This window comes from Sphingobacterium phlebotomi, from assembly GCF_008180195.1.
GTDB lineage: Bacteria > Bacteroidota > Bacteroidia > Sphingobacteriales > Sphingobacteriaceae > Sphingobacterium > Sphingobacterium phlebotomi.
The window spans coordinates 20,824-43,742 of the sequence record NZ_VTAV01000014.1 but is presented as its reverse complement, the minus strand read 5'-3'; the positions used below and the strand labels follow the sequence as shown (position 1 = coordinate 43,742).

22 protein-coding genes are annotated in these 22,919 nt (G+C 40.6%); 9 read left to right on the top strand and 13 right to left on the bottom strand.

The window, feature by feature from the left end:
* Nucleotides 1-6 precede the first annotated feature (6 nt).
* Nucleotides 7-2,253, bottom strand: coding sequence for a penicillin-binding protein 1A (locus FXV77_RS16705; protein ID WP_148920384.1), 2,247 nt, complete (start codon nucleotides 2,251-2,253; stop codon nucleotides 7-9).
* Between the two features lie 75 nt (nucleotides 2,254-2,328).
* Nucleotides 2,329-2,808, bottom strand: coding sequence for a 2-C-methyl-D-erythritol 2,4-cyclodiphosphate synthase (gene ispF, locus FXV77_RS16700; RefSeq protein WP_148920383.1), 480 nt, complete (start codon nucleotides 2,806-2,808; stop codon nucleotides 2,329-2,331).
* A gap of 117 nt (nucleotides 2,809-2,925) precedes the next feature.
* Here ispF and FXV77_RS16695 point away from each other — a divergent pair, with 117 nt between their 5' ends.
* Together FXV77_RS16695 and FXV77_RS16690 are read left to right on the top strand one after the other, a co-directional pair.
* On the top strand, nucleotides 2,926-3,495 hold the full coding sequence (locus FXV77_RS16695) for an RNA polymerase sigma factor (protein WP_148920382.1): 570 nt from the start codon (nucleotides 2,926-2,928) through the stop codon (nucleotides 3,493-3,495).
* Nucleotides 3,496-3,512: 17 nt separating this feature from the next.
* Nucleotides 3,513-4,625, top strand: coding sequence for a trypsin-like peptidase domain-containing protein (locus FXV77_RS16690; protein WP_148920381.1), 1,113 nt, complete (start codon nucleotides 3,513-3,515; stop codon nucleotides 4,623-4,625).
* A gap of 37 nt (nucleotides 4,626-4,662) precedes the next feature.
* Here the strand turns inward: FXV77_RS16690 and FXV77_RS16685 are convergent, their stop codons facing one another.
* From FXV77_RS16685 to proB, 4 genes are all read right to left on the bottom strand, one after another.
* Nucleotides 4,663-5,298 carry a peroxiredoxin gene (locus tag FXV77_RS16685; RefSeq protein WP_148920380.1) on the bottom strand — a complete coding sequence of 212 codons (636 nt, stop codon included), beginning with the start codon at nucleotides 5,296-5,298 and terminating at the stop codon, nucleotides 4,663-4,665.
* Nucleotides 5,299-5,386: 88 nt separating this feature from the next.
* Nucleotides 5,387-5,791: a hypothetical protein gene (locus FXV77_RS16680; protein WP_148920379.1), complete on the bottom strand. Its 405-nt coding sequence runs from the start codon at nucleotides 5,789-5,791 to the stop codon at nucleotides 5,387-5,389.
* Nucleotides 5,792-5,853: 62 nt separating this feature from the next.
* Nucleotides 5,854-7,107, bottom strand: a complete 1,254-nt coding sequence (locus FXV77_RS16675; protein ID WP_148920378.1) for a glutamate-5-semialdehyde dehydrogenase — start codon at nucleotides 7,105-7,107, stop codon at nucleotides 5,854-5,856.
* Nucleotides 7,108-7,153: 46 nt separating this feature from the next.
* Nucleotides 7,154-8,188, bottom strand: coding sequence for a glutamate 5-kinase (gene proB / locus FXV77_RS16670; RefSeq protein ID WP_148920377.1), 1,035 nt, complete (start codon nucleotides 8,186-8,188; stop codon nucleotides 7,154-7,156).
* A gap of 138 nt (nucleotides 8,189-8,326) precedes the next feature.
* Here proB and FXV77_RS16665 point away from each other — a divergent pair, with 138 nt between their 5' ends.
* Nucleotides 8,327-8,755, top strand: a complete 429-nt coding sequence (locus FXV77_RS16665; RefSeq protein ID WP_148920376.1) for a hypothetical protein — start codon at nucleotides 8,327-8,329, stop codon at nucleotides 8,753-8,755.
* 10 nt (nucleotides 8,756-8,765) lie between these two features.
* Here the strand turns inward: FXV77_RS16665 and uvrB are convergent, their stop codons facing one another.
* Complete coding sequence (uvrB, locus tag FXV77_RS16660) at nucleotides 8,766-10,808, bottom strand: excinuclease ABC subunit UvrB (protein ID WP_148920375.1); 2,043 nt, start codon at nucleotides 10,806-10,808, stop codon at nucleotides 8,766-8,768.
* A gap of 143 nt (nucleotides 10,809-10,951) precedes the next feature.
* On the opposite strand from uvrB, the gene upp reads away from it, so the two are divergent.
* The 3 genes from upp to FXV77_RS16645 all read left to right on the top strand — a co-directional run bounded on the left by upp (nucleotide 10,952) and on the right by FXV77_RS16645 (nucleotide 12,787).
* Nucleotides 10,952-11,596, top strand: a complete 645-nt coding sequence (gene upp, locus FXV77_RS16655) for a uracil phosphoribosyltransferase (RefSeq protein WP_148920374.1) — start codon at nucleotides 10,952-10,954, stop codon at nucleotides 11,594-11,596.
* A gap of 104 nt (nucleotides 11,597-11,700) precedes the next feature.
* A complete protein-coding gene (locus FXV77_RS16650) occupies nucleotides 11,701-12,174 on the top strand; it encodes a ribonuclease H-like YkuK family protein (RefSeq protein WP_148920373.1) in 474 nt (157 codons plus the stop codon).
* A 64-nt stretch (nucleotides 12,175-12,238) separates the two neighbouring features.
* Nucleotides 12,239-12,787, top strand: a complete 549-nt coding sequence (locus FXV77_RS16645; protein ID WP_148920372.1) for an AAA family ATPase — start codon at nucleotides 12,239-12,241, stop codon at nucleotides 12,785-12,787.
* Here FXV77_RS16645 and FXV77_RS16640 read toward each other — a convergent pair.
* Together FXV77_RS16640 and ahcY are read right to left on the bottom strand one after the other, a co-directional pair.
* Entirely contained in the window at nucleotides 12,756-13,229 is a 474-nt protein-coding gene (locus FXV77_RS16640; RefSeq protein ID WP_148920371.1) for a hypothetical protein, read from the bottom strand. The genes FXV77_RS16645 and FXV77_RS16640 overlap by 32 nt on opposite strands.
* A 58-nt stretch (nucleotides 13,230-13,287) precedes the next feature.
* Nucleotides 13,288-14,604 carry an adenosylhomocysteinase gene (ahcY, locus tag FXV77_RS16635; RefSeq protein WP_148920370.1) on the bottom strand — a complete coding sequence of 439 codons (1,317 nt, stop codon included), beginning with the start codon at nucleotides 14,602-14,604 and terminating at the stop codon, nucleotides 13,288-13,290.
* A 209-nt stretch (nucleotides 14,605-14,813) separates the two neighbouring features.
* Between ahcY and FXV77_RS16630 the strand changes: the two genes are divergently transcribed.
* The gene (locus FXV77_RS16630) at nucleotides 14,814-15,224 is read left to right on the top strand and encodes a BrxA/BrxB family bacilliredoxin (protein ID WP_148920369.1); all 411 of its coding nucleotides are present in this window, start codon (nucleotides 14,814-14,816) and stop codon (nucleotides 15,222-15,224) included.
* A 98-nt stretch (nucleotides 15,225-15,322) separates the two neighbouring features.
* Nucleotides 15,323-16,972, top strand: coding sequence for an amidohydrolase (locus FXV77_RS16625; RefSeq protein ID WP_148920368.1), 1,650 nt, complete (start codon nucleotides 15,323-15,325; stop codon nucleotides 16,970-16,972).
* A 12-nt stretch (nucleotides 16,973-16,984) separates the two neighbouring features.
* Here the strand turns inward: FXV77_RS16625 and lipA are convergent, their stop codons facing one another.
* From lipA to FXV77_RS16615, 3 genes are all read right to left on the bottom strand, one after another.
* A complete protein-coding gene (lipA, locus tag FXV77_RS16620) occupies nucleotides 16,985-17,866 on the bottom strand; it encodes a lipoyl synthase (protein WP_105727083.1) in 882 nt (293 codons plus the stop codon).
* A gap of 163 nt (nucleotides 17,867-18,029) precedes the next feature.
* Entirely contained in the window at nucleotides 18,030-18,206 is a 177-nt protein-coding gene (locus FXV77_RS22195; protein WP_187444165.1) for a hypothetical protein, read from the bottom strand.
* Nucleotides 18,207-18,489: 283 nt separating this feature from the next.
* Nucleotides 18,490-18,987, bottom strand: coding sequence for a hypothetical protein (locus FXV77_RS16615; RefSeq protein WP_148920367.1), 498 nt, complete (start codon nucleotides 18,985-18,987; stop codon nucleotides 18,490-18,492).
* Nucleotides 18,988-19,335: 348 nt separating this feature from the next.
* Here FXV77_RS16615 and carB point away from each other — a divergent pair, with 348 nt between their 5' ends.
* Nucleotides 19,336-22,155 (top strand): carbamoyl-phosphate synthase large subunit, encoded by a 2,820-nt coding sequence (gene carB, locus FXV77_RS16610; RefSeq protein ID WP_148920366.1) that lies wholly within the window; start codon nucleotides 19,336-19,338, stop codon nucleotides 22,153-22,155.
* Nucleotides 22,156-22,360: 205 nt separating this feature from the next.
* On the opposite strand, the gene FXV77_RS16605 is transcribed toward carB, so the two are convergent.
* Nucleotides 22,361-22,915, bottom strand: coding sequence for a hypothetical protein (locus tag FXV77_RS16605; protein WP_148920365.1), 555 nt, complete (start codon nucleotides 22,913-22,915; stop codon nucleotides 22,361-22,363).
* Nucleotides 22,916-22,919 lie beyond the last annotated feature (4 nt).

Below are 22,919 nucleotides of genomic sequence, written 5' to 3'. Positions count from 1 at the left end.
AGAATATTAGAATCCCAACCGGTCATCGTTTAACGAACCTTCACTAGATGGTGCACCTAAAAACTCCTGATACTGACTACAATCTATTTCACGTGTTAATCCACCCGGAGGAAGTGGAAAATCCTCCTGTGTGTAATGCAGCTCTTTGTCACCATACACTTTCTTCATGTACAATCCAAATATGGGAAGTGCCGCCTGTGCGCCCTGTCCGGATGCCATACTATAGAAACGGATACCACGGTCTTCCGCTCCTGTCCATACGCCGGTTACCAAATCAGGCGTAATACCGATAAACCAAGCATCCGAGTTATCATTCGTTGTACCAGTTTTACCGCCGATCGGATTTTTAAATCCACCAAATTCCGCACGTCGTAGGCGAGAACCTGTACCTCCATCGACTACACCCTTCAACATATCGACCATAATATAGGCCGATTCGCCGTTTAAGGCTTTCACCACAGTCGGCGTTTTCTCATAGATAGGGGTACCATTTTTATCCTCCACACGCAAGATCATCGTCGGTTCAATCCACGTACCGTGGTTTACAAACGCGGCATAAGCTCCGACCATATCATATACAGAGGCTTCATAGGCCCCCAATGCAATAGACGGATAATTCGGTACATTAGATGTTATCCCCATGCGTTTGGTCAATGACGCGACCGTTGCCGCCCCCACTTCATTGATGACATAAGCAGAAGCAAAGTTTTGTGAATATTTTAACGCATTTTTCAACGTAATAGGGTCTCCGCCTTGAACTGTTCCACGAGGTGTCCAGTTGCCGTAAGTACGGGAATGGTTAGGAACCGGAAAACAGGGAGAATATCCATTATCAATCGCAGCAGCATAGGTAAACGGCTTCGCTGTTGAACCCACTTGCCTTTGCGCCAGCTTTACGTGATCGAATTTAAAATGCTCGAAACTGGTGCCGCCGACCCATGCCTTGATATGACCTGTTTTCGGTTCCATAGACATGACGGCGTTTCGTAGAAAAAGCTTGTTGTAACGAATAGAATCCATTGGTGTCATGACCGTATCTACATTTCCTTTATAAGTAAACAAGGTCATCGGCACTTTCTTATTAAATTCTTGTTTAATTTCCTCTTCCGACAGACCAGTCTCTTTCAACACACGATAACGGTCGGAGCGACGCATGCCAGAAATCAATAATTTCGCATTTTCTCCCTTAAATGGATCCAAATTCCGATACTGTCTATCAAAATCCCGCTGTAGTTTTTCCATCCATTCCCTTTGCGCATCTTCTGCATATTGCTGCATCGCGTAGTTGATCGGTGTATACACTTTCAATCCATCACGATCCAAATCGTAGGGTGTGCCATCTGCTCGAGTAATGGATAAACGTTTAAATTCCTTTTTTAATTCTTCTTTCAATACCGCGCGGAAATAAGGCGCCATGCCCTCTCCATAATTCGATATACGAAGCTTCAAATCCAATGCTTGCTCCTTAGCCTTCTGTCCTTCTTCCTTGGTTAGAAAATTTTGGTCAACCATATTATTCAACACGGTATTCCGACGTTTTATAGAATTCTCCGGGAATCTTACAGGTGAATAGATATAGGTACCTTTCAACATCCCTACCAACGTGGCAGCTTGTTCTGGAGTCAATTGATCAGGCGTAGTATCAAAATACGTTCTGGCAGCCGATTTTATACCAAAGGTATTGTAGGCTCCAAAATCGACCGTATTGAAATACATCGTGATGATTTCCTCTTTGGTATAACTCCTTTCCAGACGAACCGCGGTAATCCACTCCTGGAATTTCTGCATGATACGCTTAGACGTATTACGTTCTCTCCGTTCGGAGAATAGATTTAAAGCCAACTGTTGGGTAATCGTACTCCCTCCTTGCTTCTTATTAAGAAGTGTGGTGTAAATAACGGAAGTTATCGTACGAGAATAGTCAATACCGGAATGCTCATAAAAACGTTTGTCTTCTGTAGAAATCAGCGCGTGGACTAAATTGGGAGACAATTCGCTGTATTTTACATTGGAGCGATTGTGTTTATAATAGGTGCCCAAAACCTTGAGATCATCGGTCAATATCTCCGAAGCCAAATTGCTCTTCGGATTTTCCAGTTCCTCAAAAGATGGTAATTTGCCAAACGCGCCCAAACGCACACTTACGAGGAAAAGTGCTCCAAGTATAACGATGCTGCACAATATCATCCAAAAATTCCGGGTATATCGTTTAATATCGATGTCTGTCAACTTCTGCTTTGATTCTCTCTTCATTGCATCTATGATAGGGTTCCGCTACAAAGTTAACATTCTCGTTTTAATAAGTTTAAAAAAGTTTAGAAGGAAGTCCTAAGACTTCTCAATAAGGCACACAGCATAAGCCACAACACCTTCTTGACGCCCTATGAAACCCATTGTTTCATTGGTCGTCGCCTTGATGGATATGTCATCTATATCCATCCCCGCAGCTTTAGCAATATTTTCTTTCATGGCGAGGATGTACGGCTTAATCTTTGGAGCTTCCAAACAGAGCATACCATCAATATTGCCCAACATGTATCCCTTTTCTTTTAGGAGTTTTACACATTCTTCCAGCAATATGAGACTACTGATCCCTTTCCATTTAGGATCGGTATTAGGAAAATGAAATCCGATATCTTCTAAGTTTGCCGCACCTAGTATAGCATCACATATTGCATGCACTAAGACATCCGCGTCCGAATGTCCGAACGCTCCCGCGTGGTGTTCCAATTGTACGCCGCCTATTACAAATGGATGTCCTTCTTTCATTTGATGGACATCAAAACCAAAACCTACCTTTATCTTCATAACAACACGAACATACAAAAATTTATTTGCTACTTTTGATTTCTCATCTACTTGATGAAAAATTTTAAAATTTATCCGGCAAAATAGGTTACTATTTGATTAAAAAGGTATTAATAAGTGAGTAAGGAAAAAAGCGATTTACAGATTGATTCCGAAATCATTGACGGCATCAGGGAAGGGGATAACCTTGCTATCCAGCAATTATATCAAATACATTTCCCACCCATTGCCAATATGGTTATCAACAATCGTGGTAGCAGAGAGGAGGCGCAGGATATTTTCCAAGAAACCGTGATGGTGCTGTATAATAAAATCAGTGATGGTGATTTTGTTTTGAGCAGCAAATTACAAACATTCTTATATGCGATTTCCAAACGATTGTGGCTTAAACACCTTACTCGTGGCGAGGCGAAATATCGTAAGGATTCAATAGATGATTACGGGGAATCGCTAGCTGCTGAAGAAGTGATCGAAGATCATGAGATGAAGGAAGCTAATCTCGTTCAAATGGAAGATGCATTAAACGGATTAGGAGAACCCTGTCGAACGATCTTATATGATTTTTATATACAAGGGGAATCGATGGCAGCTATTTGTGAAAAATTTGGTTACACGAACGCCGATAATGCAAAGACGCAAAAGTATAAATGTCTTCAGCGTTTAAAAAAGATATTTTTCAAAAAGTAAGTTACAATTAAATGGGCATGAAAGGCTTAAATCAACAGGAGTTTACAGCGTGGGCGGATGCATACCTTCGGGGAGAACTTTCCCACGAAGATCAATTGAAGTTTGAAATGTATTGTGCAGAAAACCCGGCAAATGCCGAACTTTTCGCACAGCACAAAGCCTTTTTAACCACCATGAAAAGAGCAGAGTCACGTTCAAATTTCAAGCGAAATTTAGAACATATTGCGCAGGACTACCATAAAGTTCACACCCCAAAACCGGCAACTAAAGTTATCAGCTTATGGGATAGATTGAAGCTCAATGCTGCTGTGGCGGCTGCTATTGCCATTGTATCGGTATTTTCGACTTTATGGTTAACGGGATATTATAAAAACCTCAGAAAAGCGACATCCGATTACAGTGCGTTACGTCGAGATATGAATACGGTAAAACGTAATGTAAACGCACAGAATGCGGCTATTCAAAACATCAACAACACCAAAGACAACACCAAAGACAACGTTAAGGAAACGATGCATTACGGTGCGACGGGATTTATGATTACAAAAAATGGCTACGTCGTCACGAACTACCATGTTATCACCGGAGCTGACTCGGTACACTTGCAGAATCATAAAGGAGAATCTTTCAAGGCGGATATTGTATTCACGAATCCGGAAAAGGATTTGGCGATCCTACATATCAACGACTCCACTTTTAAATCTATAAAGAGCATCCCATATACTTTTAAGAGACAAGACTCTGATATGGGGGAAGATGTTTACACCATTGGCTTCCCTAGAGATGAGGCAGTTTATGGACAAGGTTATCTCAGTTCTTCTACTGGATACGCCGGCGACACACTTGCTTATCAAATATCAATCCCGGTAAACCCAGGTAACAGCGGTGGCCCATTACTAGATAAAGAAGGTAATGTCATTGGGATTATCAGTGGAAAACAAAAGGGAATAGATGGTGCCGCTTTTGCAATCAAGACGAAGGCGCTGATGGAAACATTGAATAGTATCCCGGCGGACTCTCTTAATGGAAAAAATGTCGTTCTGAACAATAAAAATTTATTGCAAAATTTGTCACGAACCGATCAGATAAAAAAACTACAGGATTACGTTTATATCGTGAAGGTTTATTAAAAAGAAACGGGCAAAATAAGATTTGCCCGTTTCTTTTTTATTTATTCGGTTGTGGCGTAACACGCAAGTAAGGTTTTACTTCGGTGTAGCCTTTTGGGAATTTAGCCGGAATGTCCTCTGTTTTTATCGCAGGAACAACAATTACATCCTCGCCATCTTTCCAGTCTGCAGGTGTAGCTACAGAATATTCGTCCGTCAATTGAAGTGAATCAATCACCCGTAAAATCTCATTGAAATTCCGACCTGTAGAAGCCGGGTAAGTTAATGTCAATTTAATTTTCTTATCCGGGCCGATAACAAATACCGAGCGTACCGTTGCTGTAGCAGAAGCATTTGGATGAATCATATCATACAACTCAGCTACCTGACGATCTTTATCTGCAATAATCGGGAAATCTACGTCGCAATTCTGTGTTTCGTTGATATCTTTAATCCAACCGAGGTGGTCTTCCACTGAATCGACACTTAATGCTAATACTTTCGTATTTCTTTTTTCAAACTCTGATTTCAACTGTGCAGTACGGCCAAGCTCTGTTGTACACACAGGAGTGTAATCTGAAGGGTGCGAATATAAAACTGCCCAGCCACCGTCAATATATTCGTAAAAGTCAATTTTTCCTATGGATGTGTCTGCCTGGAAGTTTGGAGCAACATCGCCTAATCGTAAACTCATATCTTAAAAATTTTAAGGTTTTTTAATAAACATTTTTATTCTCTACAAATTTAGTAGATTATTTGAGTTTTCAAAATGGAACTGCATCTCATTTCTGTAATCTTTCGGCGATAAGTGTCAGATTCCCGTAATCTTCAAAGGAGAAACTCCCCAACTTCTGCGACACATGCTCCAAGAGAAATTTCGAATTTCGTAGGAGTTGCTGTTGTGTTTCATCTGCAGGAGACAGCAAAGCATCGCGCAAGAAAAGTAGCGCTAATGGACGAATTTGCTCCGTCTGCAACTCCTGCTCCACATAAGTCAAAAGTTCATTCTGGGGAAGTCCTAATAACCAGTCTCTATCTTTTCCAAAAAAGTTACGATAGCCTTCCTCCACAACCGCTGGCTCAGCAGGTTCATCAAAAGCCTCATATTTATCAACGAGCAAACGCAAAAACTTGCCCATTTCATTGATCCAATTCAGGATTGTATCTTTCTCGTATCTAATACCCATTACGCACTTGTCATTTGTTAGGACCCATCGCTTTTAAAGGACGTAATTCTAGAGACAATACACTATCTAATTTGTCCATTGCCCATAACATACCATTTCTCCGTTACCAATTTCTCTAAAGCGAAAGGCCCTCTCGCATGGAGTTTCTGTGTAGAGATCCCTATTTCAGCTCCAAGCCCAAAAGCACCGCCATCCGTGAATCGCGTAGACGCATTCGTGTAAACTGCAGCTGCATCCACCGTTTCCATGTACGTATGGATACGTTCGGAATCTGTTGAAACAATACATTCCGAATGCTTGGAAGAATGTTCAGCAATATGTGTTAAGGCCTCATCAAAATTTTCCACTACCTTGATCGAACACTGCAACGATAGAAACTCTCGACCAAAGTCTTCTTCTTTAGCTAATTCCAACAATGGATAGCCAAGCTCTTTTAAAATGGAAAACGCCGTTTCATCTGCATAGATTTTTACACTACTTTCTTTAAAATAAGGAATAACCTTACCTAATAGATCTTTCGCTACTTCCTTATCAACCAAAACAGTATCCAACGCATTACATACCGATGGTCGCTGTATTTTAGCATTCGCTATAATTTTCGCAGCCTTATCCAAGTCGCCCGTCCGCTCTACATACGTATGGCATACTCCTGCTCCCGTTTCAATAACTGGAACCTTTGCCTGTTCACGGACTAAATCAATAAGCGCTTGTGACCCTCTTGGGATAATGATGTCTACATATTGTGTAGCGGAAAGCAATTCACTCACAAATGCCCTATCCGTCGGCAACAATTGCACAATATGTACATTTAAGTTATGTCTACGTAATTCTTCTTGTATAATCTCGACCAACACACTATTCGTAAACCAAGCATCGGATCCTCCTCGTAATACACACACATTCCCAGATCGTATACATAATGCAGCCACGTCTACGGTTACATTTGGCCTGGATTCATAAATCACGCCTACCACTCCGAGAGGAACAGTTTTCTTCTCAACCAACAATCCATTCTCTAGTTCTTTGCTAGAAAGCAATAACCCTGTCGGATCTGGTAGGTTTGCAACATCGATCAAACTAGCTGATAATGCCAAAATCCGGTCTCTATCCAACAATAATCTATCGAACCGCGGATCTTCTTGATCCATACGCTCCAAGTCTTTCTTATTCTCCAGAATAATATCATCTACACGTTGTTCAAGTGAATTAGCAATATCTCTTAATAACTGTTGTTTCCCATTATCGCTCAAACGTTTAATCGCTATGGTAGCTTCATGAGCAGCCTTTAACTCTTCCTGGATACTTTCCTTCGTCATCTAAAAATCCCTTTCCTTTTTTAATTATATGTTACAAAACAACCCATCACAATAACACAATATCATCGGCATGCGCTATTGCTACGTTCTTTTTCTTGCGGATCGATTCCACATTCATGACATCAATTTTTGATTTTGCCACAGCGAATACCTCTCCTTCTTCATTAGCTATTTGAAAAACCTCACCTGTTTCCAAGGCTTGATTGATGGCTACTACACCTACAGCTAACAGGCTTTTACGATTTTGAATGGCGTTCGCCGCACCCTCATCAACATGTACCAATGCTTTGATAAGACTGCCCGTTGCAAGCCACTTGTTCCTCGAAGATACCTTTTTTTTCTGGGGTAAACAAACGGTTCCTGTCTCACCTTTAACCGCTTTTAAAATCCCATCCTCCGTTTGCATACTGAAGATAACCGTTTGTATGCCCATTTGATTTGCCAGCCTTGCGAAATTGAGTTTGGAGGTCATTCCTCCTAAACCGACAGCCGATTTCTCTTTCTTCACAAATGAAAACACATCTTTATCAATCGTAGAGATTTGTGAAACCACCTTTCCTTTACTATCCAAAACCCCTGGAACAGACGTGCTGAACAGCAGTTGTTCTGCACCAAACCCTACCGCTATCAATGTTGCCAATTCATCATTGTCTGAGAATTTTAGTTCCTTATTGCTGACCACATCGTTCTCATTAGCAATCGGAATGATGTTATTCTTCCAAAGCTCTTGATAAGTATCCTTGAGTTGAAGAAATTGTGCTCTATTCGCAAAATGCTGTCTTTCGCATAGACTTTGCGCCAAGGCAATATTAAAAGGTTTAAAATATGTACTATATGTGCGGACAAGCAGCGGATTCCCAATGGCCGCTGCAGCCTTCCGCGCCGATAAACTTCCATCATAATTTTTTAAATACTTTTTTCCAGCAGCGACAGCACCTGACGATACCAGAACAATATTATATTTCGACTGCAGCTGAGCCGTCTGCCGGGCAATTTCCAACACAATGCGTTCATCAACATCTCCCTCTTTGGTTGTAATCGCAGCCGAACCAAATTTTATGACCAATACAGGTTTCTTCATCTATTTTAGCAATTTGACAAAAACAAAATAACTTGCTTAAAGAAATGTAAATGTAATAAGGATTTTTGTCGGAACAAATTATTTAAATTAGACTTTGGTATGGTTTATGGGAGTCTATTTGTAAAAAGAAAAAATACAATGAAGTACCTAGCACTCATATTGGTTTCGTTTACACTTTTTTCTTGTCAGGGTTCTGACCAGAAGGGCACGCTTAAAGACAGTTCTTCCTCCCTCCCACCTATCGGTGGAGCGAAAGATGAGCACGGTTGTCTGCTTGCTGCGGGTTATACTTGGTCAAAAATCAAGCAAGAATGTATTCGTCCTTGGGAAGGCACCATAACCATGAACGTTACAGACACGTCCACTAATTTTGAAACCGCGGCTTTTGTCTTGATGGATTCCGTCAAGCAGCAGGCAGAACTTTTCATAAAGGAAGAAGACGAAAGCGTATTATTGGATAGTATTGCTCCCCGTTTATACGCGAATAAGCAGTATAAGCTGGTGGAAGAAAACCATTGTTGGTCGTTGATTCATCAAAAGGAAGTTCTCTATGAAGAGAAGAAATAAAGTAAAGCTGTTACTTGATTTCTTCTCCAAAGCGTTCCTTATAAAGCTTCTCCATGGCAAACATTTCGTCACGTAGCTTTGCCGCCTCTAGAAAATCCATCTCTTTTGCCGCTTTTTCCATTTTTTTACGTACGTTATCAACCGCCTTTTTCATCTCCTTATCCCCTAAATATTCCATCACCGGATCCGCCGCTATGAGTGACGTTGGGTCGGGTTCTACGTAAGCTTTAGCCTCACCTGGTTTAAAATCTGCAACCGAAGTCTGTTCTAAAATTTCTTCACGCGTTTTACCCACTGTTCGCGGCACAATTCCGTGCTTTTCGTTGTAAGCAATCTGCTTCTCCCTACGTCGGTTTGTCTCCTCAATGGTTACTCGCATACTTTCCGTCATTTGATCGGCATACATGATAACGCGTCCCTTATCATTACGGGCCGCCCGCCCTATAGTTTGAATCAACGAGCGTTCTGATCGTAAAAATCCTTCTTTATCTGCATCCAGGATGGCAACCAACGTCACTTCTGGCAAATCCAGTCCTTCACGCAGCAGGTTCACGCCTACCAACACATCAAACTCACCTAATCGTAAACCTCGTAGGATTTCTACACGTTCCAATGTCTTTATTTCCGAATGGATATAGCGTACTTTGATATTCAATCGGCTCATATATTTTGTCAACTCTTCTGCCATACGCTTTGTCAGCGTGGTGGCCAATATCCGTCCTCCCTCTTTAATTGTTTTATCCACTTCTTCTAAGAAATCGTCAACTTGATTAATCGCCGGGTGCACTTCGATGATCGGATCCAACAAACCTGTGGGACGGATAACCTGTTCCACGACTACACCCTCCGTTTTCTGCAATTCGTAATCACCAGGTGTTGCAGAAACATAGATCGTTTGATTCGTTAAAGATTCAAATTCCGGGAAATTAAGGGGGCGATTATCAAGTGCCGCAGGTAATCGAAACCCATGTTCAACCAATGAAATCTTGCGTGAGCGGTCGCCGCCATACATGGCACGTAGCTGGGGTAGGGTAACATGACTTTCATCAATAACTAACAGATAATCGTCCGGAAAGTAATCTAACAAACAGAACGGTCGCATACCCGCTTGCCGTCCGTCAAAAAAACGAGAATAGTTTTCTATTCCCGAACAATAGCCCAGCTCCCGCATCATCTCCAAGTCGTAATTCACGCGCTCCTCCAAGCGTTTGGCCTCCAACAACTTACCATCGCCCTCTAATTGCGCCTTGCGCTGTTCTAACTCTTCCTGTATGGCCCAAATAGACTGTGTAAATTTCTCTTTAGGGGTCACGAACAGATTGGCGGGAAACAAGGCTATATCATCCATTCTGGAAATCGTTTGTCCCGAAACTGGATCTATTTCACTAAGTTCGTCAATCTCGTCACCAAAAAACGAAATCCGGAAAGCATTATCCAAATAAGCTGGATATACATCCACGATATCTCCTTTAACCCGAAATGTCCCGCGTTTAAAATCACTTGTTGTTCGGGCATAGAGTATTTCCACCAGACGGTGTAAAAATGCATTTCGGCTGATTGTAATGCCTACCGAAAAACGAAAAATAGATCGCGAAAAATCATCCGGATTTCCCATACCATATATACAGGACACGGACGATACCACAATCACATCTCGACGCCCAGACATCAATGCAGAAGTTGTTGCCAGCCGTAATTTTTCAATTTCTTCGTTGATCGCGAGATCTTTTTCGATATAGGTATTCGATGAAGCTATAAACGCTTCTGGCTGATAATAGTCATAATAGGACACAAAATAATTGACTGAATTATCAGGAAAAAACTGCTTAAACTCTCCGTAAAGCTGTGCCGCTAACGTTTTATTATGGCTAAGAATAAGCGTAGGACGCTGCGTCTCTTGTATGACGTTTGCAACCGTAAATGTCTTCCCTGAGCCCGTCACACCTAGTAATGTCTGATATTGATCTCGTTGCTCTATCCCTACAACTAATTCCTTGATAGCTTGTGGCTGGTCCCCCGTAGGTCTGTATTCTGATGTTAATTTGAATTTCATTAAAAATATTCCGTTGCCGAATAAAACTTAAATGTACGAAACTATCACGATTTATTCAAGCCGCATAGGAGGATGAATAAATAATGATATACAGCTGAAAAAAGAGTTTTTTTCACTAAATTGCTGCTATCAAATATACAGCTATGGTAACAATCTTGACGAAAGAAAACAGCATTGCCAATCACTATTTAGTAGAATTGCGAGATATCAACATACAGCAAGATCGCATGCGCTTTCGACGAAACTTAGAACGTTTGGGAGAGATTATCGCCTATGAGATAAGCAAAACGCTGGAGTACGAACCGGTAACAGTCGAAACTTCCTTAGGAACAGCCTCTCACCAAGTTTTGCAGGAACAGCCTGTATTAGCGACCATCATGCGGGCGGGTTTGCCTTTTCATCAAGGCATGTTAAATGTGTTTGACCATGCCGATAGCGCCTTTTTTGCAGCGTACAGACATACCAAAAAGAGTGGAGAAATGGAAGTGTACAAAAAATACGTCAATACACCTAATCTCGATGATAGGATCCTCATTATGGCAGATCCCATGCTTGCCACAGGAAGAAGCTTAGTGCTCTGCTGCAAAGATCTCCTCGCCGAATACAATATTAAAGAGCTTCATATAGCTGTCGTCATTGCTTCCGAAGAGGGGCTTCAACATGTGCGTGCGTTTCTTCCAGAAGCACACCTTTGGGTAGGCGATGTGGACAATGAAATGACATCCAAATCCTACATTGTTCCAGGACTGGGGGACGCGGGAGATTTGGCTTACGGAAATAAAGAGTGATGAGAGAGCTCATCTTAATCCGTAACTAAATAACAAAAAAACAAAATAGAATTAACATACAATGAACAACATAACATTAGATTTATTCAAAAATATCATCAACTATGGTCTGGCAAAAATACAATGGCGAGAAAATCCACGCCTCTATCAACGATGCTGTTGAGGACATTATCAAAACGGAAATCCACCTCGGTAACAAACTAAAAGTATACATCGGTACGGACTCGCAAGTAAAGCGAGGAATTGTTGAATTTGCTACCGTGATCGTTTTCCTACGCGAACATAAAGGAGGCTTCATGTTCATCAACCGCGACAAAATCTTCCGTCGGCTAAGCATTAAAGAACGTATGCTTACCGAAGTCCAAAAATCCATTGATATCGCTTACCAATTATGTCCACTTCTTGACCAATACCATATCGACCTTGAAGTGCATGCCGACATTAACACCAATCCCAATTTCGAATCCAATATAGCGTTAAAAGAAGCGATGGGATATATCATGGGCATGGGGTTTCAATTTCGGGCCAAACCGGAGTCATTCGCCAGTACAAATTGCGCCAATAAAATGGTACAATAGTCGATTTACAATCGAATGATGTTCTTTAGGTAGGTTTTAGTATAATTGTACAAACGATTATACAGTGGTTGATATTATTAAGAAAATTGCGGTTGTCGGTCCCGAATCTACCGGAAAATCGACGATGGCACAACATCTTGCACATGTCCTCGGAACAGTATGTGTACCCGAGTATGCTCGATATTATTGCAGGAATCTCAACAGGCAATATACTTTACAGGATGAAGTGAACATGTTCTACGGACAGGTTGCACTCGAAGATTCGTTGATTCCGTTAGTAAGAAATAATGTGTTGGTTTGCGACACTACGATGCTAACTGTAAAAATTTGGTGCGACCACCTTTTTGCGAGTACACCCAAAGAAGTAACCGACGAAATCAACGCCAGAAAATACGATTTTTATTTACTCATGAATATTGATTTACCGTGGGAAGATGACCCCTTACGGGATTTTCCGGAACAACGGGAACATTTTATGCGTATCTGGAAAAAAGAATTGGAAGCGTTGGACGCCTCGTATAAAATTATTTCGGGAACAGGCGATGAAAGACTAAAAAACGGTGTAGATGCTGTCCGTTTATTTATTGACGAAACACCGCATCATTTATTTTAAGATACTTTTTCAGTCCAATGAAGTCATAAATTCGTTTCCTTTTCAACATATCCTTCATGGTTTCTTCATCCATCACCAGTTCTTTATCCTTTGCCAGGATCCTACATTCTTTAAAATAATCAGGGAATCCATTGATTTTTGAAATGATATTGACAGTATAATCAGCGGGAATAACTACGCGAATCTTATCGCTCTCAATCAATTGATAAGGCAAATTTTCTTTCCGTCTGTCATGAAGCGAAATAAATCTGTATTCATTATCTAAATCAGCGGAAGGTATATAAGTCAAGCGTAGATTGGAAGTATCGGCAATATCTTTAAAGGTAACATCCAATACAATATGTTCATCCAATTGATTGACGAGTATTATCGGATACAAAAAAGAACAAGACGCCAAACACAGTAGTGTTATTATAGGAACCGTAATTTTCCACATTTTCATACCTTAAAGATAAAAAATCCTGTCGGATGTTCGACAGGATTTTTTATTCGTTATCTTTCTAATAACGATACGCTTCGGGTTTATAGGGCCCCTCCACCGTTACGCCGATATAGGCAGCTTGGTCTTCGGTTAAGGTATCCAGTTCTACACCGATATGTGCCAGGTGCAAACGTGCCACTTTTTCATCTAAATGCTTAGGGAGCGTATACACTTTTTTCTCGTATTGACCGTTGTTCGTCCACAGCTCAATCTGTGCTAATGTTTGGTTTGTGAATGAATTTGACATCACAAAAGACGGGTGGCCGGTTGCACAACCTAAATTCACCAAACGACCTTCTGCCAATAGGATAATGTCTTTCCCATCTACCGTATACTTGTCCACTTGCGGTTTTATCTCGACTTTTGTATCGCCATAAGTATTATTTAACCAAGCAACATCAATTTCATTATCAAAATGTCCGATATTACACACTACCGTTTTATCTTTCATTGCTTTAAAATGATCCGCACGAATAATGTCTTTATTACCGGTCGTCGTAACAACGATATTGGCTTCTTTTACTGCATCTGCCATTTTCTTCACTTCAAAGCCTTCCATTGCAGCCTGCAATGCACAAATCGGATCAATTTCCGTCACGATAACACGTACACCAGCCGAACGCAATGATTCCGCGGATCCTTTACCAACATCTCCATAGCCCGCTACAACCGCAACTTTTCCAGCCAACATCAAGTCGGTTGCACGACGAATAGCATCTACTAACGATTCACGACAGCCGTATTTATTATCAAACTTAGATTTTGTAACCGAGTCGTTTACATTGATTGCCGGTAAATGCAATGTGCCCTTTTTATATCGCTCATAAAGACGATGGACACCTGTAGTTGTCTCCTCAGATAATCCTTTGATTTCGTCGATTAATTCGGGAAATTTATCGAATACCATATTCGTCAAATCTCCACCATCGTCTAAGATCATATTCAAGGGCTTACGCTCTTCTCCGAAAAATAAGGTTTGCTCGATACACCAGTTAAACTCTTCTTCAGTTAATCCTTTCCATGCATATACCGGGATACCTGCCGCAGCAATGGCAGCGGCTGCATGATCCTGTGTTGAAAAGATATTACACGATGACCAACTCACCTCTGCACCCAATTCCACTAAAGTTTCTATCAAAACAGCTGTCTGTATCGTCATGTGTAAGCAACCTGCAATTCGAGCCCCTTGTAATGGCTTAGCGGCTCCATACTCTTGGCGCAGGCTCATCAATCCTGGCATTTCGGCTTCCGCCAATTCTATTTCTTTTCTTCCCCACTCCGCCAAAGAGATATCTTTTACCTTGTAAGGGACATACGTTGTTTCAATTGTTGACATATTGTTCTATTTTTTTATGGAAATACAAAAATAGCTGATAACCAACTCAAATCAAAAAGATAGGTATACTATTCCCCTAAATCTGACATTATCTTGAGGATAACGTCTTGATTGGAGACAGATAATCCATTACCTTTGTAATATGGCAACGAGGTTTATTATCCTTTATCTCCTGCCTATATTTTTTAACTTTACTTTTTAAGAGAGAGATGTATCCAGAATATTTAGTCGCTCCGATGCGCCAAGAGTTGGTAGACGCGGGATTTCAAGAATTAAAAACAGTGGAAGATGTAGATACGGAAATTCCATCTGAAGGAACTGTATTTGTTGTCGTTAATTCCGTTTGTGGATGTGCTGCAGCAAATGCCCGTCCTGCTGCACGCTTTGCTGTAGAAAACGGCAAAAAGCCCAGCAAATTGGTAACTGTTTTTGCTGGCATGGAAAAAGACGCTGTAGATAAAGCGCGGGAGTATATGCTTCCTTACCCTCCTTCTTCCCCAGCGATGGCCTTGTTCAAAGATGGTAAGTTGGTACACATGATCGAAAGACACATGATTGAAGGACGACCTGCACAAATGATAGCAGATAATCTTATTGCAGCTTTCGACGAGTACTGCTAATCATTACATTTTGATTTTTGAATGAAAAGGCTCTCCTGTGTTTTATCGGAGAGCTTTTTTATTTTGCGATATATAAAATGAAACAACAACTTGTCCTCATGAAACGATTATACTCCTTCTTATTGCTTTTTATTTCCGCGCTCTTTATGGTTCGATGCACAACCAATAAAGAAGTCGATCTTATCGTTTATAATGCAAAAGTCTACACGGTAGACTCTGTGTTTTCTCAAAAAGAAGCATTCGCTATCAAAGGAGGCATATTTGTCGATATGGGCACTTCGGAAGAAATTCAAAATAAATATGTAGCGAAAGAAGTTATTGATGCAGGGGGAAAAGCAATATATCCTGGTTTTTATGATGCTCATGCCCATTTTTTAATGTTGGCAGATATGTTGGAACAGGTTAATCTCAATGGTACGAAATCCTATGATGAAGTCATCAAAAAACTGATCGTTTACCAGCAAGAAAATCCGGATAAGCGTTGGATTATTGGAAGAGGATGGGATCAGAATCTATGGGAAGATAAAAGCTTCCCTACAAAAGACAGCTTAGATAAATATTTTCCCGAAACGTCGATTTTTCTTTCACGTGTCGATTATCATACTGCTTTAGTAAATAGCAAAGCACTACATATAGCACAGTTGGACACCACCCGTCCTGTTCCGGGAGGTCTAATGGCCGTTGACAGCTTAGGCAACTTAACGGGTATATTAATAGATAACGCAATGGAATTGGTTTCCCGTCATATCCCTGTGTCTGAAGAACATCATTTATTATTAGGACTACGCAAAGCACAAGATTCTTTGTTTTCTGTGGGACTAACATCTATCGTAGAAGCAGGACTTTCTTTGGAAGAATTAGAACATCTTAAGAAATTCTACCAGCAGGATTCCTTAAAAATAAGAAATTATGCGATGATTGGTGGGAATGCCCGAGATATTGAGCGATATATCCGAGAGGGGATTTATGAATCGGAGCGTTTAACCATCCGTTCTGTAAAGCTTATGGCTGATGGTGCATTGGGTTCCCGCGGTGCTTTCTTATTTGAGCCTTATAGCGATGACTCCCTTACACAAGGATTCCTTTTGCAAAGCCCCAAAGAGCTAGATGACATCATAAGAAAAATAATAAAAACGCCTTTTCAAATCAGTACGCATGCAATAGGGGATTCAGCAAACAGATTGGTATTGGATATTTATGGTAAATACCTAAAAAATGGTGAAAAGAAACGATGGCGAATCGAACATGCCCAAGTTGTATCGCCTTCTGATTTTTCCAAATTTGCCCAATTCCGTATCATCCCATCTGTCCAACCTACACATGCGACTTCCGACATGTATTGGGCTGAAAGTCGTTTGGGTGCTGAGCGGGTAAAAGGAGCTTATGCTTATAAAACATTATTGGAGCAATATGGGAAACTAGCTCTGGGAAGTGATTTTCCTGTAGAGCATTTCAATCCACTATATGGCTTTCATGCTGCTGTAACTCGCGTCGACAAAAATGGGTTTCCAGCCGGTGGTTTTCAAATGGAAAATGCCATAACAAGAGAAGAAGCGCTACGAGGAATGACCATATGGGCTGCTTTTTCCTGTTTCCAAGAAAAGAAGCGCGGCAGCATCGAGCGTGGGAAAGATGCCGACTTCATTATACTGGATGAAGACATCATGACAGCCCCCGACAATCAGTTACGTGATATAAAAACGTTACGTACTGTAATTGCGGGAGAAACCGTTTTTTTAAGACAGTAATCATCACGAAGATTACTGCATATCAAATAAATGTTTTTCAGCATGATAGGAAGAACGCACTAAAGGCCCTGACTCGACATATTTAAAGCCCATATCCAAGCCTATCTGTTTATATTTTTCAAATTGGGCGGGTGTAATCCATTCCACTACAGGATGATGAGCTTTTGTTGGTTGCAGATATTGTCCTACCGTGAGAATATGCACACCTACGTTATATAAATCTTGCATCGCTTCGATAACATCTTCTTCTGTTTCTCCAAAACCTAACATGATCCCAGACTTTGTACGCAAACCTGCTTCGGATATACGGCGTAAGCATTCCAACGAACGATCATACTTTGCTTGAATACGTACTTCACGTGTTAATCTCCGTACGGTTTCCAAATTATGGGAAACAACTTCCGGACGTACGGCTAAAACACGATCAAGATTATCCCATTGTCCCTTAAAATCTGGAATTAAGGTCTCCAGTGTAGTTTCGGGACTCTCCCTACGGATAGCGTTGACTGTTTCTGCCCAAATTGTCGAACCACCGTCTTTTAAATCATCACGATCTACCGATGTAATCACACAATGCTTTACCTGCATCAGTTTTACTGACATTGCCACACGATTCGGTTCGTCAGTATCGACGGCAAGAGGACGGCCTGTTGCTACTGCACAGAAAGAACAAGAACGAGTACAAATGTTACCTAATATCATAAAAGTAGCAGTACCAGCACCCCAACATTCACCCATATTCGGACAGTTTCCACTCTCACATATCGTGTGCAATTTATGCTCATCTACTAAGCTCCTTACATGACGGTATTCTTTACCCACAGGTAACTTCACACGCAACCAATCTGGTTTGCGTTGTGTTTCGGCCGCTGAAATTACAGGTAATTCAATCATGTTACAAAGTTACGCATTATTCTCCTAAAAAAGGGGTGGGCGGATTGTCAGTCTTTTCCCATGTTTTACTATGAAAATTTTGAGCATCAAGAAACAAAAACAGGCTTTACAAATTGTAAAGCCTGTTTTATATAGTACCTCATCATATGACGACGCTAAACTATTAATTGGAGGTCGGGTTTTGTGTTAATTTACCCGGATAAGCATTTATAGCATCTTGTGGGATATAATAAACCACACGGTAATCCTTCGGCCCTACCTCTAACGCTTGATCCTGAGCACCCGGATAGCGCCGAGTCAACGTTCCGCCATTACGGTATACGTCGTAAGCTTTTACCAAAAAAGGAGGGATTTGTAAATTTCTTTACCATAAAATACTCTTCAATGTTTTTGTTTATGTGTTCGGTATGTAATGTCAGATTAAGATAATACAATGGTTGCAATTTAAACCAAACAAAATAAAAGAAGACAATAAAAGCAACGAAAACGATTGCATAAAGAGAAACAAACGTTTGCGTTGAGATAATATGTAACAACAACCTTTAAATCGATATTTTGAAAAAAGAGCAAAAAAAAGAGACCCTACTGGGCCTCCCTTCTGTGTTAACTAGTGTTGTTTTTTCTTAGAATGTATAACGAGCCGTCAAACCACCATTAAAATAAAGTCCATTTGAATAATAAGATCCTTTTACAACATGGATTGTAGGACGAACATCTGCAGAAAAGGCAAAGGGTGCATTTTTTAATTTGTAATCTACACCACCTGTAGGATAAATTCCCGCACTGAACCCATCATACTCATCCCAATCAGAAAAAGTGTTTGCTAAAACAGCACCACCTCCAATAAACCATTTGAATCCCTGTATATTTGGAATTTGGAAATGATGTTGGTAAGCTCCTGACAGAGAAACAGACGTTAAATCGTTGGCTCCATAAGAATCAGGGTTAAAACCCAAATCAAACTCCAACGCAGCCGGTTCTGAAATAAATGTTTTGAATGCTACCCCTACAACATCATAATGTCCACTTCCCAAACGGATACCGATTGAATTTTTGTAATCTTGTGCAAAAGCACCAGCAGCAAATAATACTGCAACAAAAACTAAAGTAATTTTCTTCATAATCTTTTTTAATTTATTAAATACTAATTCTTCTTATCGATCCTCAATATCAAAAACTGTTCCATTAATTTTTTCAAATGAAAATCTACATTTACTAACCGTAAACAAAGCTAGAAAACTACAAATGCAAAAAAAATACCGGTAAACAGGTAATTTAAAATATTGATCCTTTATTTGGTTAGCGTGTTAGAGAAAAATATTAGTTTTTAAAATAAAGCATATTTTTATCAAAAAAAATGTAACTTTGCACTCCGACAAAGCAGTCGGAATACTTTCCTCTAAAAGGCATTTTTCGTTGCTTTTGTCTACACAACAAATTGATAATTAATTTTTTGAACAAGAGAAATAATGCCTAGAAACACCTCCATTAACTCCGTTTTAATTATTGGTTCAGGACCTATCGTTATCGGTCAAGCCTGTGAGTTTGATTACTCGGGATCACAAGCGGCTCTTTCTTTAAAGGAAGAAGGTATCGAAGTGTCCATTATCAATTCGAATCCTGCAACCATTATGACCGACAAGGTTATTGCAGACCACGTTTACTTGTTGCCTCTTACCTGTGAGAGCATAGAAAAGATTCTCCAAGAACAACAAATCGATGCTGTGTTACCGACTATGGGTGGACAGACAGCATTAAACTTATGTATTGAAGCCTCTAATATTGGTCTCTGGGAAAAATACAACATAAAAGTTATTGGGGTAGACGTAGCCGCTATCGAAAAAACAGAAAACCGCGAGGAGTTTCGTCAACTAATGGTCGACATCGGTGTGGGAGTTGCCAATTCTAAAATTGCTAACTCGTTCCTGGAAGGGAAAGAGGCAGCACAGGAAATAGGTTTTCCGCTCGTTATTCGCCCATCCTACACATTAGCCGGTACGGGTGGTGGGTTTGTGCACAGAAAAGAAGAGTTCGATGCCGCGCTAAACAGAGGTCTGCACGCCTCCCCTACACACGAGGTATTGGTAGAACAGGCTGTTTTGGGATGGAAAGAGTTTGAATTAGAATTATTGCGAGATAGCAATGATAATGTTATCATCATCTGTACTATCGAAAACTTTGACCCAATGGGTATTCACACCGGCGATTCTATCACCGTAGCCCCCGGGATGACGTTGAGCGACAAATGTTACCAAGATATGCGCAACCAAGCTATTCGCATGATGCGTTCCATTGGAAACTTCGCCGGAGGATGTAATGTACAGTTTTCTGTGAATCCCGAAAATGAAGACATCATAGCCATCGAAATTAACCCCCGTGTATCGCGCTCTTCTGCATTAGCATCAAAAGCGACTGGTTATCCTATCGCAAAAATTGCAGCCAAGCTCGCTATCGGATATAATTTGGATGAGCTTCAAAACCAAATTACAAAAACAACATCTGCTTACTTTGAACCTACATTAGACTATGTTATCGTTAAAATTCCACGCTTTAATTTTGACAAATTTAAAGGTGCCAATAAAGAGTTAGGTTTACAAATGAAAGCCGTAGGTGAGGTTATGGCAATTGGCCGCACCTTTATAGAGGCTTTACAAAAAGCTTGTCAATCCCTTGAAACAAATCGTGGCGGATTAGGAGCTGACGGGCGTCAACTGCGTAACCTGGAAGAAATCATGGATAGCCTAGAACATCCAAGCGCTGACCGTGTATTCCATATCAAAGATGCTTTCGAACTTGGTGTTCCTTTAGAATCCATCCGCAAAGTAACACGCATCGATAAATGGTTTTTAGTACAAATTCAAGAATTGGTACAACTGGAAACAGAATTACGCAGATACCAATTGAATAATATTCCTCGTGATTTCTTCTTAACACTAAAACAAAAAGGTTATTCTGACTTACAGATTTCCTGGTTGCTGGGCAATGTAAGTGAAGATGATGTTTATGCGCGTCGAAAAGAGTTAGGAATTAATCGTGTTTATAAAATGGTAGATACTTGTGCTGCGGAATTCCCCGCGCACACGCCTTACTATTATTCTACTTTTGAAGACGAAAACGAATCGATTGTTTCCGACAAAAAGAAAATCATCGTATTAGGTTCTGGCCCGAACCGTATCGGCCAAGGAATCGAATTTGATTACTCTTGTGTCCATGGTTTAATTGCGGCTAAAGAGGCGGGTTATGAATCTATTATGGTAAACTGTAACCCGGAAACGGTATCTACGGACTTTAACATGGCGGATAAGCTATATTTCGAACCTGTATTTTGGGAACATGTCCGTGAAATTATCGAGTTGGAAAAACCAGAAGGTGTTATTGTACAATTAGGCGGCCAAACGGCACTAAAGATGGCTGAGCGCCTGGAAGCACTTGGGGTGAAAATTATTGGGACTTCATTTGCCGACATGGACTTGGCAGAAGACCGCGGTCGTTTTTCGGATCTTTTGAAAGAATTAAACATTCCTTATCCAAAATATGGTGTTGCTACATCAGCAGAGGAAGCATTAAAGGTTGCAAGTGAAGTAGGATACCCCGTACTGGTACGTCCTTCTTATGTATTGGGAGGACAAGGAATGAGCATTGTCATCAATGACGAGGATCTGGAAAAAGCGGTGGTTAATCTATTGAAAAACCTACCGGGCAATCAAATCTTAATCGACCATTTCCTTGACCGTGCCGAAGAGGCGGAGTCAGATTCTATCTGTGATGGCGAAGACGTTCATATTATTGGTATGATGGAACATATAGAGCCCGCTGGTATTCACTCAGGGGACTCTTCTGCTGTATTACCCCCATTTAGCTTATCTGAAAATGTACAGCAGAAAATGGAAGAATATTCCATTCGCTTAGCAAAAGCTTTAAATGTAAGAGGCTTATTGAATATTCAATTTGCAGTGAAGGGTGAGGACGTATATGTGATCGAAGCAAATCCACGTGCATCCCGCACCGTTCCTTTCATCGCTAAAGCTTATGATGTACCTTATATCAACATCGCCACAAAGGTTATGTTAGGCATGAATAAATTAAAAGACTTTCAAATCGAACGTAAGTTGAAGGGATATGCCATTAAGGAACCTGTATTCTCCTTTAGCAAATTCCCGGAGGTTGATAAACAATTGGGGCCTGAAATGAAATCTACAGGTGAAGCTATTCGCTTTATCAAAGATTTGCAAGATCCCTACTTTAGAGAACTCTACAATAAAAAGTCGATGTTCTTGAATGCACAGTAAGATCATAGCACGACATAGCGAATGACATGTACCATATCTAAAAAGAAAATCCCCACCTTCAGATGAAGGAAGGGATTTTCTTTTTACTTTCACAAACGACTAGTTAAATTCATCAGCTCCTATGTCTATTCTTACATTGACCAATCTTGCTCCCCTGTCAATATCCAGTTCGTCTGGTTGCGGTATATAACCTGGAATACCAGCGTCAATACATGCTGACGTACTTGTTTAAATGTAAATCCGGATTGGGCAATGTAGCGGAAAGAAATCCGGGATCACCGTAAGTCGAATTTGCATCAAGCCCTGTTGCAGCACGATAACTTGCCAACGTAAGATAGGTCATACCTGTGTTACCTCCCCAGTCGAATATGATATCAGTATCTGACCCAGACAATGTGAAATACCGATTATAATCGAACGTTAGATTCGTTGATGTATAGCCAGAGGAAGCGATAACGGAAATATTTGATCGAGAGTGGATGATGTTGTTAAGAAATGACACATTATCCATGTTCTGCATGGAAATCTCACCTCCCCAACCGTCTGCGGAATAATTCATATAAAGGGTATTGTTACTAACGGTCGAATAAGTTACCTTACTATTGGGTTGGTTAGCTCCTATTAAAATATAGATTGATTTCTTTTGCGCTTTCAGCATTGCGGCTTCAAGTTCAATATTTATCTCTTCATTGATTTCATTTTTTTGGGAGCACGACACCAGAATTATGGCGAGCACCCCAAGAAATAACAGCTTTTTCATAACG

Bases quoted from the DNA above. Each gene is read 5' to 3' on its own strand.
- proB (WP_148920377.1), bottom strand. From the start codon at position 8,188: ATGAAGAAACCTGTATTGGTCATAAAATTTGGTTCGGCTGCGATTACA.
- FXV77_RS16705 (WP_148920384.1), bottom strand. From the start codon at position 2,253: ATGAAGAGAGAATCAAAGCAGAAGTTGACAGACATCGATATTAAACGA.
- upp (WP_148920374.1), top strand. From the start codon at position 10,952: ATGGTAACAATCTTGACGAAAGAAAACAGCATTGCCAATCACTATTTA.
- FXV77_RS16615 (WP_148920367.1), bottom strand. From the start codon at position 18,987: ATGAAGAAAATTACTTTAGTTTTTGTTGCAGTATTATTTGCTGCTGGT.
- FXV77_RS16690 (WP_148920381.1), top strand. From the start codon at position 3,513: ATGAAAGGCTTAAATCAACAGGAGTTTACAGCGTGGGCGGATGCATAC.
- carB (WP_148920366.1), top strand. From the start codon at position 19,336: ATGCCTAGAAACACCTCCATTAACTCCGTTTTAATTATTGGTTCAGGA.
- FXV77_RS16630 (WP_148920369.1), top strand. From the start codon at position 14,814: ATGTATCCAGAATATTTAGTCGCTCCGATGCGCCAAGAGTTGGTAGAC.
- FXV77_RS16675 (WP_148920378.1), bottom strand. From the start codon at position 7,107: ATGACGAAGGAAAGTATCCAGGAAGAGTTAAAGGCTGCTCATGAAGCT.
- ispF (WP_148920383.1), bottom strand. From the start codon at position 2,808: ATGAAGATAAAGGTAGGTTTTGGTTTTGATGTCCATCAAATGAAAGAA.
- FXV77_RS16680 (WP_148920379.1), bottom strand. From the start codon at position 5,791: ATGGGTATTAGATACGAGAAAGATACAATCCTGAATTGGATCAATGAA.
- FXV77_RS16605 (WP_148920365.1), bottom strand. From the start codon at position 22,915: ATGAAAAAGCTGTTATTTCTTGGGGTGCTCGCCATAATTCTGGTGTCG.
- FXV77_RS16625 (WP_148920368.1), top strand. From the start codon at position 15,323: ATGAAACGATTATACTCCTTCTTATTGCTTTTTATTTCCGCGCTCTTT.
- uvrB (WP_148920375.1), bottom strand. From the start codon at position 10,808: ATGAAATTCAAATTAACATCAGAATACAGACCTACGGGGGACCAGCCA.
- FXV77_RS16685 (WP_148920380.1), bottom strand. From the start codon at position 5,298: ATGAGTTTACGATTAGGCGATGTTGCTCCAAACTTCCAGGCAGACACA.
- lipA (WP_105727083.1), bottom strand. From the start codon at position 17,866: ATGATTGAATTACCTGTAATTTCAGCGGCCGAAACACAACGCAAACCA.
- FXV77_RS16650 (WP_148920373.1), top strand. From the start codon at position 11,701: ATGGTCTGGCAAAAATACAATGGCGAGAAAATCCACGCCTCTATCAAC.
- FXV77_RS16665 (WP_148920376.1), top strand. From the start codon at position 8,327: ATGAAGTACCTAGCACTCATATTGGTTTCGTTTACACTTTTTTCTTGT.
- ahcY (WP_148920370.1), bottom strand. From the start codon at position 14,604: ATGTCAACAATTGAAACAACGTATGTCCCTTACAAGGTAAAAGATATC.
- FXV77_RS16640 (WP_148920371.1), bottom strand. From the start codon at position 13,229: ATGAAAATGTGGAAAATTACGGTTCCTATAATAACACTACTGTGTTTG.